The organism is Mariprofundus ferrinatatus, assembly GCF_002795825.1.
Lineage (GTDB): Bacteria > Pseudomonadota > Zetaproteobacteria > Mariprofundales > Mariprofundaceae > Mariprofundus > Mariprofundus ferrinatatus.
Genome location: NZ_CP018800.1, coordinates 858,083 through 872,734, shown reverse-complemented (window position 1 = coordinate 872,734; position 14,652 = coordinate 858,083). Strand labels below are relative to the sequence as shown.

At 42.5% G+C, this 14,652-nt stretch carries 11 protein-coding genes, 1 pseudogene and 1 riboswitch; of the genes and pseudogenes, 2 read left to right on the top strand and 10 right to left on the bottom strand.

Translation table 11 applies throughout. From position 1 onward, the window contains the following. Window positions 1-97: 97 nt before the first annotated feature. Window positions 98-526 carry a hypothetical protein gene (locus tag Ga0123462_RS04235; RefSeq protein WP_100265155.1) on the top strand — a complete coding sequence of 143 codons (429 nt, stop codon included), beginning with the start codon at window positions 98-100 and terminating at the stop codon, window positions 524-526. 24 nt (window positions 527-550) lie between these two features. Here the strand turns inward: Ga0123462_RS04235 and Ga0123462_RS11345 are convergent, their stop codons facing one another. From Ga0123462_RS11345 to Ga0123462_RS04205, 7 genes are read right to left on the bottom strand one after another with little or no spacing between them, the layout of a single operon-like run. After that, window positions 551-1,399: a type III PLP-dependent enzyme domain-containing protein gene (locus Ga0123462_RS11345; RefSeq protein WP_157821267.1), complete on the bottom strand. Its 849-nt coding sequence runs from the start codon at window positions 1,397-1,399 to the stop codon at window positions 551-553. A gap of 2 nt (window positions 1,400-1,401) precedes the next feature. Beyond that, entirely contained in the window at window positions 1,402-2,538 is a 1,137-nt protein-coding gene (locus tag Ga0123462_RS04230) for a cysteine desulfurase family protein (protein ID WP_100265154.1), read from the bottom strand. A 21-nt stretch (window positions 2,539-2,559) separates the two neighbouring features. After that, complete coding sequence (locus tag Ga0123462_RS04225; RefSeq protein ID WP_100265153.1) at window positions 2,560-4,878, bottom strand: DUF262 domain-containing protein; 2,319 nt, start codon at window positions 4,876-4,878, stop codon at window positions 2,560-2,562. Between the two features lie 16 nt (window positions 4,879-4,894). Beyond that, window positions 4,895-5,674, bottom strand: a complete 780-nt coding sequence (locus Ga0123462_RS04220) for a phosphoadenosine phosphosulfate reductase family protein (RefSeq protein WP_100265152.1) — start codon at window positions 5,672-5,674, stop codon at window positions 4,895-4,897. After that, entirely contained in the window at window positions 5,667-9,167 is a 3,501-nt protein-coding gene (locus Ga0123462_RS04215; protein WP_100265151.1) for a hypothetical protein, read from the bottom strand. Before Ga0123462_RS04215 ends, Ga0123462_RS04220 begins: the two co-directional genes overlap by 8 nt. Further along, on the bottom strand, window positions 9,164-10,108 hold the full coding sequence (locus tag Ga0123462_RS04210) for a DUF4007 family protein (protein WP_157821266.1): 945 nt from the start codon (window positions 10,106-10,108) through the stop codon (window positions 9,164-9,166). The genes Ga0123462_RS04215 and Ga0123462_RS04210 overlap by 4 nt, the downstream gene beginning before the upstream one ends. 4 nt (window positions 10,109-10,112) lie before the next feature. Beyond that, complete coding sequence (locus Ga0123462_RS04205; RefSeq protein ID WP_100265149.1) at window positions 10,113-10,304, bottom strand: hypothetical protein; 192 nt, start codon at window positions 10,302-10,304, stop codon at window positions 10,113-10,115. Window positions 10,305-10,460: 156 nt separating this feature from the next. Between Ga0123462_RS04205 and Ga0123462_RS04200 the strand changes: the two genes are divergently transcribed. Continuing rightward, window positions 10,461-11,930: a DUF2779 domain-containing protein gene (locus tag Ga0123462_RS04200; RefSeq protein ID WP_100265148.1), complete on the top strand. Its 1,470-nt coding sequence runs from the start codon at window positions 10,461-10,463 to the stop codon at window positions 11,928-11,930. Window positions 11,931-12,194: 264 nt separating this feature from the next. On the opposite strand, the pseudogene Ga0123462_RS04195 reads toward Ga0123462_RS04200, so the two are convergent. From Ga0123462_RS04195 to Ga0123462_RS11340, 3 genes and pseudogenes are all read right to left on the bottom strand, one after another. After that, window positions 12,195-12,656: pseudogene (locus Ga0123462_RS04195) on the bottom strand (5' nucleotidase, NT5C type); the annotation flags it as partial. 34 nt (window positions 12,657-12,690) lie between these two features. Then, a riboswitch (SAM-I-IV-variant riboswitch) is annotated at window positions 12,691-12,795 on the bottom strand. Between the two features lie 79 nt (window positions 12,796-12,874). Next, window positions 12,875-13,636 (bottom strand): TerB family tellurite resistance protein, encoded by a 762-nt coding sequence (locus Ga0123462_RS04190; RefSeq protein WP_100265146.1) that lies wholly within the window; start codon window positions 13,634-13,636, stop codon window positions 12,875-12,877. Window positions 13,637-13,727: 91 nt separating this feature from the next. Further along, the gene (locus Ga0123462_RS11340; protein ID WP_157821264.1) at window positions 13,728-14,627 is read right to left on the bottom strand and encodes a hypothetical protein; all 900 of its coding nucleotides are present in this window, start codon (window positions 14,625-14,627) and stop codon (window positions 13,728-13,730) included. Between the last annotated feature and the right edge of the window lie 25 nt (window positions 14,628-14,652).

Here is a 14,652-nt window from a genome sequence, read left to right as displayed (position 1 = left end):
ATCTCCTTACTAAACAAAAAGTGTGCGGCCTTTAATATAAGTAGTATATTTAAGTACATTATAGAGATGTCGGAAAAGTAGTAACCAAGGGGCCGATATGAGAAAACACAATATTATAGCTGGGCAAGGCCTACAACTCGCCAACAGAACTGAAGCGATAATGGTACTCGAAAAATGTTTAGACGCTGAGATAACAGACAAAGACACTGTGATCATGCCTGGCCTTGGAAAGCGTCATGTATCATGTTACACCAGCACCGTAGGGGCGATGGTACTTGACTCTGATGGCGACATAAAAAGCGGCATTTATATTTGTGGAACAAACGTATTGATGGTCCAGTTGAGAGAGTCTGATGGAGCGCTAAATGTTTTTGACATTGACCCGGAGAAACTACGTCCATACTTAGATGGAAAAAATGAGTGCCGCATTGGGCTAGCTGGACTTAAGTGGCCATTGATTCAAAAAGTTGCTGATCATAAGTGGCTGATCACATCTGATTTAGAAACTGTCAAACAGTGGAAATAAAGCGCTCTTCTGACTTGAAATGCTTCACCCCCCCATCGACAGACTAGGGACCACATAGGATGATGCATTCACAACCGAGACCTCTCGGAGATCACTAAGCTCATTTCTTGGATCAGGATATGAACATTCGGCCACCTGAAAGCATACTCCTTCAGCATGTTCTATGGTCTTCAAATAGACAGGAATAATTTCCATATCTGATGGGACATTTGGTGCAAGAGCTAAAATTGGATACACAAGCTTATGTTTAGCTAAGGACCGATGTCTCCCTCTATTCTTGGCTTCAAGAACAAAAAGGCACTGTTTACCACCTCTTTCCCCAACAAAGACTGCATCAAACTGAACCTGACCACTTGTGTGCCTTATTGGTGGTATTTGCTTACCTACTTTGACATTAAAGGTATATGTGGATGCCCCAGTCGCTGGCGCGCTAATTGAAATAAAATTAAGGCCTAGAGCCTTGGCCAACAATCCTGACGAACAACCAAAATTCACAAGCGATGTTTCTGATTGTGCACCTATCAACTGGAAAGGATAAAGCTCAGAATACTTCATTGGAGGCAAAAATGTTTGAGGCGTTAGACCCTCAAATATAACTGAATCGACAAGAAAAAAGTCTCGCACATCCCGCGATTTTACTAGGCCAAACTGCGTCCCACTGCTTGATGAGCGTCCAAGCCTAAGCACCATCGTATTTGTATCTTTTAGTTCAGGTCGTAGCGCTTCCAAAGAATCAATAGAAATAACTGTTGGAGCATTTATTCTACTGAATCCATTTTCTGAACTATATGTCTGAAAATCTTTTGGCCCCCAAAACTCAAGGTCCTCTTCGTCCATCTGAGAAAGCGCAGGGTTGAAGGAGAAGTCAGGCAATCTTATGACCTTAAGTTTGCCACAATATCGCAAATTGCATGAACAGCTAAATCAATATCTTCGTTAGAAGTATATCTCCCCATACTAATTCGGATTGCACCATATACTCGGTCTTCTGAAAGCCCCATGGAACGTAGAACATATGATGGTTCAATTGCTCCAGAGTTACATGCGGATCCATTTGAGATGGCAATCTTGTTTCTTAGTCGATGGAGCAATAGCTCTGCATCTATTCCGTCAAAGCTAACGTTAAGAATGTTTGGAACCGAGCGCTCTATAGATCCGTTTTCATACATGCCCTGAATTCCGCTAAGGCCAGCAAGTAGTTGCTCTTTTAGTTTACTCATCATTTCATGATCTTCAGCCATTCTTTCTTGCGCTAAAGATAAGGCTTTACCCATACCGACAATTTGGTGGGTAGGCATAGTTCCAGAGCGCAATCCGCCCTCTTGCCCTCCACCGTGCATCTGAGGCTGAAGATTGCGCTCCAAGCCCTTCCTGACGAATAAACAACCTATGCCTTTGGGGCCATATATTTTATGCGCAGAAATAGACATAAGGTCGATAGGGATTTTTGATAAATCAATCGAAAGCTTGCCAATACTTTGAGCTGCATCAACATGTAACAAACAACCTTTCTTCTTCACTATAGATGCTATTTTCTCAACATCTTGAATAACACCAGTTTCATTATTTACATGAATGATAGAAACGAGCGAGGTGTCTTCTCTGATACTGTTTTCTAGCTCATCAAGGTCAATTAAGCCGGAAGAATCTGGCTTAAGCCTTGTTACCTCAGCCCCCATCTTCTCTAAATAAGAACACGTATCTAAAATTGACTTGTGCTCAATTTCAGTAGTAATGATGTGCTTGCCAGCTATAGGGCCAAAAAAAACACCTTTAAGAGTAAGATTATTTGATTCTGTAGCGCCTGATGTGAATACAATTTCTTTTGGAGAAGCACCAATTAAGCTTGCAACTTGTTCTCTTGCATTCTCAATAGCAATTGATGCTTTCTCTCCAAATGAATGTGGAGATGATGGGTTCCCATATGTACCATCAACAGAAAGGCACTCGCGCATCTTTTCAAGCACATTAGAGCCCACAGGGGTGGTTGCAGCATAATCCAAATAAATCATTCTAAGATATAGATTACCTAACTAAAGCCATGCAACCAAATCGTCAAAAACCAACTCACATGTGCGATTGGTTCGCAAGTCCACGAAGTCTTTATTCCATGGTAATCCTTTAGAACCCCTATAAGCGATTGGAGCAAGGTTCGCAATATATCCGCTTGCTGCCGCTACAGTCGCTATAGATGGAGGTATCGTTGTTACCCCTAATGCTTTTGCCATATCACTAATTACAAACGTAGTAACAGGGTTAAAGCGAGTTAGAGTAGCGTAATACAAAACTTTCTCCTGCCATTCAGGATAGGTCGATGAATTTGCTGATGGCGACCACAATGTAAGGTTCCCAATTTTATCTACCACAGAATTATCTCCAGGGTACAACAAAGGATCAGGGCCACCATATTTATTTGATGCAGGCTTTTCTCGGTTGCCTATGTGTTCCATAATGCCATACCTTTCCGAGAACCAGCTCTCACAGTTTAAGTAAGTGGCACTCCTCACGGAGCCTTTTTCTACAAGCCCCTCGAATCCGGGAGCCATATCTGGGGCCTTGTCGTGAGAAGCCACAAAAAGAGAGAACCTGCAAACTGCTTTCTTTGTATATCCAAGGCGTGTTATTGCTTTGGATTTCCACAAATTCTTAGCATTTCCTAAATTAGATACATCAAAAACACCATTATCTTCTAGTGCCTTCTTGAAATGCTCTTTTACAAAATTGGCATTTTGGTTTCCAGCTCCAGTTTTCCAAGAAATATTCGCGCCTGACTGATCAAAAAGTCGACGATATACATCATCTGGGAACCCAGAAAGAGCGGCACTCCATAATGTAAAAAAGCTGGCACAGGCCTTACTTACTTCGATAAAGTTTTGAATCTCAAACTGATGGTTTGGCGTCCCTATAGCTCTCAATAGTTTGCTATAGAAAAGACTCAACAAGTAATGAGCCATTGCATGCTTGGCATCTTTCAAGTAATAAATACACAAGGCTGAAAAGTCTGCATCATCATTATTCAAACCCAATGTTGTGAGGTGATTAGAAATAGTAAACGAGACCGAATTACGGCTTGGCCTATTCGGAAGAAAAATATTTTCCCAATATAAAGTGAGATCACTCATCCAATGGATTAAGTTTTCTTGTTCCTGAGTATTACTCTCTGTGTATGCTCTAGTAAGCCAATCCCGCTGGTCACTAAATCTCTTTCCTAATTCATATGAATCATGAACTAATGCCATGCGAATTAAGACTTCATCGGTCATTTTTTCTTTTGAGGCAGCACTTTTTTGTTGGTCAAAGAAACGGTCAGAAATATCAAAATACTCCTTAGTTTTTGACGTCCCAAAAGCTGCTCCTACTGTATTTACAACTAATGGTTTAAATACCTCAATTGCTGTTAATGGTGTTCCCGTTGCATTCAGCGCTTGAAACATATCAAAAGCCAAGGATTCTCCAGGACATTCAATTACAGTTAAAAAGGTTCTATGAGACATAAAATAAATTAAAGCCAACAGCTTCATAGCTCCACAAGTCAACTGATAGCAATCAGCATCTGCATGTTGTAATACATCCAGGTCAATGTTCCCATCTATAAATCCTGGAAGATTTTTGGAGTTTTGTTCCAAAAGAATTTTTGGGGTTGGAAGGTTGGATGATTGCTCGGTTTTGATAATCCACTCATTGATTACCTTTACATTGCCTTTCAATTTCACATTAGAAATTGGGCTAATTATATCACCATGCTCTATATAATGAGCAAGAAACTGCCCTATATCAGATCGGTAATAATCTTTAGATGCTCCATGTAATGTCCATTGGTCAGTCTTTGGTGATGTATGTGTATTATGAGCTCTGATAACTATTGGCTTCTTTGATGGGTTAACGCGAGCTTTTCGAATATCAATGCTATAGAATTGCTCAAGATCATAGCTTTTATTTTCAATGGTAGTTAACAAATCATCAATGCCTGGAAGAGTTTCCCAACCATTTTTTTGAATTTCTTTAGAAATATCTTTAAGCCGCTTATGAATGATAATCGACAATACTGTAAGCGTAGATATCCGTTGCTGCCCATCAATTATGTTATTGATTTTTGTAATTAGCCCGTTGCTATCGTAATGAACGTGGACTAATGGATTTGGCTCTTCCAGGGTGATTATTGTACCAATAAAGCGCAAGTATCTTTTTTGGGAACAGATTTTTTTTACACCATCATAGAAGTCATCCATCAGCTTCTCTACATTATCTGAGTCCCAGCTATATTGTCGTTGATAAAATGGGATATAATACGCAACGCCTGAGATATTAAAGAAATCATACAAAGACAAACTATCACTTTTAAAAAAACTCATTCCCTCTCCCCTCTCTCTATAAAGTACAAATCAAACACGCATCATCGTCTTCATCCTCATCTGCAAGGGCTTCCTGCCACGAAACCTTTTTCTCTCTTTCATTCATCACCATATCTATATCAGACGCTCTTGCCACCAGCTCTTCAAGACTTTCTTTTTGATTCCAAGTAAAACGTTTACCACTTTCTTCATCAAACTTTTCAAAAGCCATAGCTTTCTCAAAAAGTTCAGGATGTGTGTTAAGAAGGCCTATCCATTCTTTCTTTCGCTGAAAGAAGCAAAAGTAGCAGCCAGAGCGGCTACGCCACTTATAGTACTCTGGAACACCGACACCCGATTCTTCTAGAATCCGAAAGATATCCTCTTTAATTAACCCATCTTCCTTGAATGGGAACACGGCCTTAATGTTTGGCTTGGTACTTACGTAACCCTCACGGTTCTCATCGGCTCGGATTCCCACATAGCTGACGACTTGGTCATCACCAATCCATTTTTCAAATGGCTTTAATTTCAACTCCCGCGTACACCAGCGTGCGCGTGGTGATGGTAAAAAATTGCCATAAAGCTTAAGAAAGTGTTCAAAATCTCGTTCTGGGCTAAGGCGATCAATGCGCTTTCCAAGGTAAGCTTCTAACCGCTCAATGAAATCCAATGTTTCATCAAGCTCAGCTCCGGTATCAGTAAAAAAGTATTCCATATCCGGAACTTTATCCCTGAGGTAAATCGCCAGGGCTGCGCTATCTTTTCCACCTGATATACCTAGAACGTGGCGCTCTTTTTTTTGCGGACTATTCATTGTTCAATGACTTCCCTTTTAATGTCGTTGCAGGTGCAGGCAGCTTTTCTCTTCCACTGTTTAAAGCTGAGTTTAGTAAATCTGTCAATAATGCTAGTCTCAAAGGCTCATCCAGCTGATCCAGAGCCTTTTCAAGTTGGCTAGCCACCCCTTGATAGGCAAGGCGCTTTTTCTCATCTGTGTGGATAATCCTGTCCTTTGATGCTTCTCCCTGCCTCATAATCCGAATTAAAGTTGAGTCAAAATTAACATCCGTATGTGACTGGTTCTTTTCATGTGAGGAACGAAGCATTTCCAGGTCATGTAAGCGCTCTGAAAAATCAGCCAGTCTAAAATCAGCCAGCTGAAGGTCATCGTCATTCCACTTCTCAGCAGGTTTTCTTCCAAGGAAGGCAGCTAAGCTCTCAAGCCACTGTTGATCATCCTTAAAGCCCTCGTCACAAAGGCGAAGCACAAATGCCTTTACCCCTTCTGCATCAACTGTGTAGCGCTCAAGACCAACAAAGCGCCCATGCAAATTATTCCGGAAATCGCATAGATCAACTGCTTTGCTATCGGGGAAAGCTCCCCCCAGCTTTTCTTGGAGTAGGTTAAGCAGGTTTGGGTATGCATCCTTCAGCTCTTTTAAAACTCGAATAAATGCCTCAGAAAACTCTTTCACTTCATTTCCATTAGAAGCTTCAGCATCAAACTTTGGAAATCCACAAGCTATTGGAACATCTTCAAATAAAAGGGATGCTGGTGATTTCGCAGAAAAGAATACGCGCCGAACTGCTTGAGCTTCTTTTGAAATAAGCTTGGTTCGTTTGGCATGATCTGGAAGACCATTCATAAACTTAGCCAAAGGTCTTACTAGTCCGATAAGGTCTAGCTTTTTATATGTTGTTCCTGTGACCATCTCCATGTATTTCTCATACACTGAGACCCGCATTCCAGAAATCCTAAAACGCTGAACCGAGAATGTGTTTGGATTCTTAATTAAACGCTCAATAACCTCATGCGATATTACAGGGCAAAAGTGACCATCCTCATAGAGTGCAAGTTCATGTTGATTGGCAAAATATGAGGCGATAAACAATACGGGAATGACTCCGGCCTTGATGCCGAGAGGTGGGAGCTGAAGCTCCTCAAAAAGGTCTGCAATAGGCAATGCCTGTGCCTCACTTCTTTCGAAGAAGTCTAAAATAGAATCCCAAGTCGGTTTAAGCTTGCAAGGATCATTCTGTGCGGGCGCACCAAAAGCCCATGAACCTCCATGCTTTGAATGCAGCCCTGTTGCTTCCAAAACAGACTTATAGATCGCCTTTTCTGCAGGATATTTTTCAATACCAAGCTCTGGCAAGCTTGCATGCTCAAGCATTGCAACTATGAGTTTGTTTCTCCCTGAGATTGCACTTGAAGATGGTTTTGTTCGATTTAGCAGCTCATTCTTAATAATAGGAGCCTTGCTATAGACCTCCTCCAAGATATTTGAGAGCTCAAACTGCAGCGCCCTTCTACTAGTTACTTGAAGCGTCTTATTCGCATACAACCATTGATGCTGTCCTGGATTAACAACGACAGACTCTAGCAGCTGCTTCTCTAGTGCTTTGGCTGCACTTAATCGATCCTTCAATTCACGTTGAGCAACGGGATCTCCGCTTAACTTTGAATTGTTCCTAATGATTCGTTCAAGAGCCAACACCTCTTGAACCGCTTGTTTAACTTCGCTGCCTAATGAGCAAACCGCAGCAACAGTCATTCCTCCGCATAAAGATGCTGCTTTCTTCACAAGCAACTCTTTCTCGATTGGTGACCCAGCAAGTAAAAACAGAATCCTTGGTTCGTCTGCCTTCTTCTCAAGACGTTTGATCGATTTAACATCTGCAAACAGCGGCGCGAAATAGCGTAATGAGCCTGTTTTAATCGTATAGCGCCTCGCAACGATTGGAGAAAAACTCCCCCTTTCATTGAGCTCATCGACTAGTTCCAGGCCTTTTCCATTCTCAATCTCATTCTGGAGCTCAAGCTCCAAATCAAAGTCACTGCCCTGCCAGATACGATATTCACCACTATATTTTCTATAAGAGATTACTGACTTCTCTTGGAGGTCAGTAAGAAGCGTTTTTAGCTTTCTTTTTCCAAATGGAGTACAGCACTCCAACAGCTCGATTGATGACTTTAAGCCACCTTTTGCACCAATAATATTCATTAGCCCAATAGATTTTATAAGGTGCAACTCATCTTCTGAAGAATCACCAAGACGCTCAACAGCAGTAACCACCTCAGCCCAGCGTCTATGAGTAAAGTGATCAGATACTGCTACAGGCTGATTAAGGATAAAGTACTCATAGATCTCCCATGGGTACACCCAAGGGATGTTTTTTTCACTTGAATCAAACCGAGTGATAGAATCACTTAATCCATGGCTTTCACGGCTGCCTAAATAGCTGAACAGTGTCCGTTCATTTTGAGCCACCCTCTGGCAAAGAAGTGGCAACAATAGCAGTGATACAGGATGGAGTGGATAGCAGCCGGAAAACAGCTCGACTGCAGCATCAGCATCTAATACTCCAGGCAGAGCACTCGCTTCTTCAAGAGCTTTAGAAATAGGCAACAGTTCTTGGTGAATTTTCTTTTTAGTCTTGGCATCAAAGTCTTGAATAAATGCTGCTCGCGTTACACGCAGAGTTTGTTCAACGGATTCAAGAAACGGCACACTCTCAAATCGGCCTTGGACCTTCTGCCACTCATGCTTAAGCGTTTCACCTAACCCCTTAGCATATAACTCAATAGACTGGTGAAGTAAGACAAAGAAATGAATTGGAACACTGCCTTTATCACAAGCCTGCTCGGCAACAGCCTGCAGAAGATAAATATCATTCGTTCCAAAATTTCTTGCCTCGGCCTCAAGAAACTTACCCAGCTCATCAATAACCAAGAGAATGCCACTTCCACCTGATTTTGAAACGGCAGTTCTCAGTGATTTTAATATCTCGACCACTTCATAAGTAGAGTGGTTTTGATCGGCAATAGCCTGCTCGATCTGTTTAACTACTAAAGGTGTTCTTCCTCGCTTAGCGGACCAATATGACTTAGCACCTAGATAGATTGCATGAAGAAGCCTTTTGGCTAATGGCTCAGGGCTACCTGTCAGTAGCACCCTGCAATGTCCTTTGCTTCCCTTTAACTTTCCTTCAATCTGATCGGCCAAATCGGCATCAGCATTTTTTAACGTTTCAATAGCTAACCGTGCAGAACTACTTTCAGGGTCTTCTAAGAGGTGGGATACAAAAACCGCAAACGATGACTTCCCCGATCCATATGGACCAGTTAAAGCCCAGGACCTAGGAACCGTTCCTGTATTTAATGTCTTAGAAAAATCACTAAGGATTTTTAAAGCACGTGAAGTAGGGATGTATGCTCGAACTACATCTTCGCTTGATGCATCTCGTTCTAAATGAATGGAGCGGGTATAATGAGCATTAATCGAAATCGAGTCAGACCAATTCATGCGGCAATCTCCATTTCATAAGCTTTATAATGCATATTAAGAAACTCTATCGGCAACATCTCTTCCAACTGGTAAAGTAAATAAATGCCGGCACTCTCCCTTAATTCAAACACACCGGGCACCCAAGTTATCAGCTCTTCGATTTTTGACACCAAACATTCTTCTGTAATTCTGAAAGTTGAGCCAAGCCCAGGCATTGATTCAGTCCCATGAACAATGGCTTCAATAGCGACACTAGACTGATCACTTGCTTCGAATAGCTCCCCAATAGCATAGCCAATCACACCTAAAGGGATATCCCAGCGCCCATCAGGCTTAGACACATAACGATTTGAAAGTTCACTTTTATTCATCAGCCCTAGTGTGGAAAGTGGTGAGTCTAAGGCATCTTCAACAGGCGTTCGTTTATCACCCTGAGATGGAACGTATAACCTCGTAAGTATGTTGCAATCGTGCTTAAGGGATGAATCAGCAACTTTCTTACCCTCTAAGCGCTCTCCAACAAACTCTTTCATTCCCCCAAACATCTCATCTGAAGAAAATTCAGATTTGTGGAAGTGATTAAAAAACCAATATACCGCTGTCGCATGCTGACTGTTTGATGCCAACAGCCAATGAAGCAGCCAAATCGTCGCCTCATCTTCAAGGTAAGGATCCCAGCCAGTTTCAGAAAAAATTAAATGTCCTATTTCTGAAGCCTCTATATGTGAACCTTTTATCTCAGCAATTTTTGTTGCTAACATCCAATATCGAATGGACGACACCATGTTTTTACCAACGCCAAGGTGAACGGTGGCATCCTCATCCAAAAAAATATCTGGATTGATTGTCAGCCCTTGAAAACCCTTTGTGAGCCAACCAAAACGAAGTGCAAATGTTTCATGGCGCCCAAATGAAAATGATTTGGAGTTAAATTGAATGGAGTGTTGTTGAGTAGACATGATATTACTCACCATCCTGATTGAGGCCTTCTGAAAAAGCCAATGGCAACTGGGGACCATCATCCAAAGCCTTTGTGACATTTTGCATAAACCACTCTTTCATGGTCATACCTTGCAAACTCAACATGGCATATAGGTCAGATTTTAACTGCGGATCCATCTCGATCACTACCCGTCCACTTGTACCCTTTGGCATTTTACACCCCTCCAGAATCCATGTTATGTAACATAGTTTCTAGAAGACGAATGTCAAAGATATCTTGCATAAAAATGCGCCCTCTCCCTAAAAGAGGCATTCACAATTCAGCATATATAGCCTATATTATTTCTATACCTGAAGTTTGGGAGAGTGATGGTGAAAGGGCATTTATCCAAATCTAATTTCATGGCAGGACTTCAATGCCCTAAAAAACTTTATTTGGCGATCCACCGGACAGATTCGTTGGGAGAAAGCGCCCCTCAAATGCAATTCATTAATGGTAATGAAGTAGGTTCTCTCTCTCGGACCTTCATGGATGGCACACTTATTTCTATGGATAACGGGCCACTTCAAGCAATCGAGGATACGAAAAAGGCTATTGCTGATACGAATGTGAATGTGATTTATGAAGCGAGCTTTAAGTATGGAGAAGTCTTTATTCGCGCTGACATTCTTGAGCGTGGTAATCAGGGCTGGTTTCTAACTGAAGTAAAATCATCAACAGAATGCAAAGACCAACACATCCCTGATGTAGCGATTCAAACATGGGTCATTAAGATGTGTGGAGTTGAGTTAGAAGGTGAATATCTCCAGTTCATCAATAATGAGTTTATGTATCAGGGAGACGGCAATTTTATGGGGCTGTTTGCGTGGCAGGATATAACTGCATCAGTTTCAGGTATTATTGAAGATATGGCAGGAAAGAAGGATCTATTCATCAGGATGCTTGATGGTGATCTGCCCCAGATTAAGATGGGCTCGCAATGCAAGAAGCCATATAAATGCGATTATATTGATTACTGTAAGCAGAGTGGTCCGAAATATCCGGTTTCGATTCTCCCCAATGGGTGGAGAGCAGCTCAAAAGCTTCAGGACCAGGGAATAGACGATGTAAGAGATATTCCAAATGGCTTTCTTACCAGCGAGAAACAGAAACGTGTCCGGGAAGTCACTATTAGCGGCAAACCCCACCTTGATCCTGAGGCAACCTCAATTCTCAAAAAGCTTGGATGGCCAAGGTATTATCTGGATTTTGAAACTATTGGATTTGCCGTGCCGCACTGGAAGAAGACTCGGCCTTATATGCAAGTTCCATTTCAATGGTCATGTCATATTTATCATAAGAATGATCACAGCGATCATAAAGAGTTTCTGGATATCACTGGGAATGATCCAAGAAGGGAATTCGCTGAAAGCCTCATAGCTTGTTGCGGGGATGAGGGGCCGATTATCGTTTATAACGAATCCTTTGAAAAATCACGCATTCGTGAATTGGCAGAGGCTTTCCCTGACTTAAGCGATGAATTGCTAGCTTTGAATGCACGTGTCTTTGATTTACTTAAGATTATGCAAAAGCATTACTACCATCCATCAATGATGGGCTCATGGTCGATCAAGAGCGTGCTGCCGGCGCTTGTTCCTGAGCTCACCTATAGCACTTTAGTTGGAAGCGTCCATGATGGTAGCGAGGCACAGGTTGCTTACTACGATGCAATTTCATCAGATGCTGATTTACGAGTTAGGCAGAAGATATCGAGTTCACTTCTTGAGTATTGTAAACTTGATACGTTGGCGATGGTGAAAATTGCAGATGCATTGCATAATTACCAAAGCGGACATTGATGCTGAAGCGTTTCTCAAAGGAAGCAGAAATATTCCCAAAACCGCAGAGTGGACTACTGTTTTAAGGGTAGTCCACAACACGCTCTGAGTATTTGCTACTCATGATTCACTTTCCTCTATATTTGAAGAATCGGAGTCACCATTCTTAGATGCCGAAGCTTTCGGAAGGCCCGTCGAGCACATTCCACCAATAATGTAGCCACGCGTATAAATCGGGTGATCCGGCGGAGCCTGCAAGATACCTATGTATCCTTCTTTTTTGGTTAGGTAATGTAGAACGCTATACCAGTTAGTGAACTTTTCTGTGCCGAAGTGAATGTGCTCACCTGTAAAGCGATCTGCACCATTGGCAGTTCGATCATCAATAAGGTAGTCGCCCTCGCTTAGATTCTTGTGGTGGGAAAGGATCAGTCGCTTATAGGCTGGGTCGCCTAGATACTTCTTTACCCATTCGAGCTTATCGCTCCACGCCGATGGATTCTCCCACGGGGCTGTCGACAATATATAGGCGTCGAATTTCCTCGCTAATAGCCGGAAGGCTTCTAAAGCACCCTCTTTTGGCTTCATAGTCGAGAAGATACCTGGAACCTCGTCATACCTTCCTTCGTATTCCTTGAGCTGTTCCTCGTTCAGTTGGTTAATACCCGACTGAAAGTCCACCAACACGTTGTCCATGTCGATAAACAAAACTTTCTTTTTTGCATCCGAACCATTTTGTTTTGTCATAAAAAAGCCTCCGTTAGTTATCACCAAGGAGGCTTGTACCCTGTTTAGTTGCCGGTACGACCACATCCCCTTTCGGGAAACCACCTTTGTCTGGGAAGACAGGTTGGCGAGAGCATCAGCTCTTCTCTTGATGTACTACAATTATAGCTTAAAACTTGTTTTCGTCAAAGCTCGTTTGCACCGACACACGGAAAACCAAGGTGCCTGCGTTTGAACACTTAGCTCCGGCTAGCCATGATTGTTTCATATGCCTGATTGATTTGATGCATTTGTTCGTGTGCAAACTTCATAAATGCATCAGGCAAATTTTTCGACATCAGTTTATCAGGGTGATACTCATTACACCGATTGCGCCATGCTTTCTTCACAGCAGCATCAGTATCATCTGGCTTGCACCCTATGAGCTCATAAGCTTGGCTTAATTCAATGCTTACACCTTCAAACTCTTCTCGAAGCACGTCATAGGAAGAGCTTGGTAGACCAAGGTAAGGCGGTATGTTTTTTAGAATTTCTATTTCATCTGGATGCGTTGTCTTGTCTGCATATGCGACTGTAAACAGGAATCGATAGACCAGCTCTAGCAACTCTCGACTTGCAGTTAATTGTTTAAGCTTCTTTGCATAGTCATAGATGGTGTTATCATCTTTTAACGCACTATTAAAAGCCTGCTTAGCCACCTTCTTTGTATCTAAATCCATCTGGAGTTCATGAGTGGCTAGGTTGTTGATATGCTCAGCTTCCTTCGCACTTATACTTCCATCGGCTTTCGCCATCTTAGCCAGCATCGAGAACACGATCTGATAGAAAACAAGGTTAGAACTACTGCCACCTGAATTGGCATCAAATGGGCTTCCATTTTCTTTGGCCGCACTGTTAATGCCATTGGAGATCACAGCGCCTAAAAAACCACCAAATATGGCACCAATCCAACCTCCAATAAAAAGGCCTATTATTGCCCCAAAAAACAACCATCGCGACATTTCCACTCCAGTCCATACACCAAAATATGATGTATACCCTCTAAATTTCGACTCTTCCTTGCTCGTCCGAAGAACTCACAGAACCTGTAACTTACTGCTGCTCTTGAACCTCGATCGTGACCCTCATAGTTTTTATCCGGTTCAATGCCATTTCAGGGTCCAGCTTTCCTTGCTCGATTAAGTTAACCATCCGGTCTGCCTGGTCCTGTTTGAGCAGCCCATTTCCAATAGCTATCGGTAAGACTGCCTGCAGCTCATCAAGGACACCTTGCTGAGCATTATTTCTTTTCTGCTCTTCCAGGCGCTTTGTAAGTCGATTAATTATCTCCTTACGAACTTGGTCCTGCTCACTGCCTGACTGGATCAGTTTTGCAATGCCGTATCCAGCAGCTCCCATTACTGCGGCACTTCCTATGACCCAGCCAATGGGCGTCGTCACAACCAAGGTGCCACCCACCCAGCCTGCAAGTGTTGTTGACCCAAGGAGGGTAGTTGCTCCTGCAGCTGCGGCGAAAGTTCCTGCAACTGCAGCGCCAGCGGCAGCACCACCTGCTGCGGCCAGAGCTTCTCCAGCAACGCCAACTTTGTCCTTTTTCTTCAACTCATCGATTGTATTTTCAACATCCTTGGTTTCATCTCCATCCAAGCTTGTTGAATTATCGTTTGGCGAAGGGCCAAAAAGCCTCTCAATCTCCTGTTTTGGCATCGCAACTATGATTTTCGCCTTATCGAAAACCGCATTGTAGCGGTCGGACTCCTTAACCTGATTGGACCATTCAACTAGGGAGTCGCCAACTGTTTTACTTGATGCAGATATTGCATCCCTTGCTTGAGATGCCACTGGCTTCGCTTTTTCAAAAGCCTCTTTCCCTTTGTCCTTCATGAACTCCAATGAGTGCGAAGCCTTATCTTTTAGATTTGGCAGTTCGCTTTGGACCTTATCACTAGCGTTGTCGTATAGTTTCCTTGCCTTGCTAAAAAAGTCACTCATCCGAACTCCACATCAGGGCAATCGC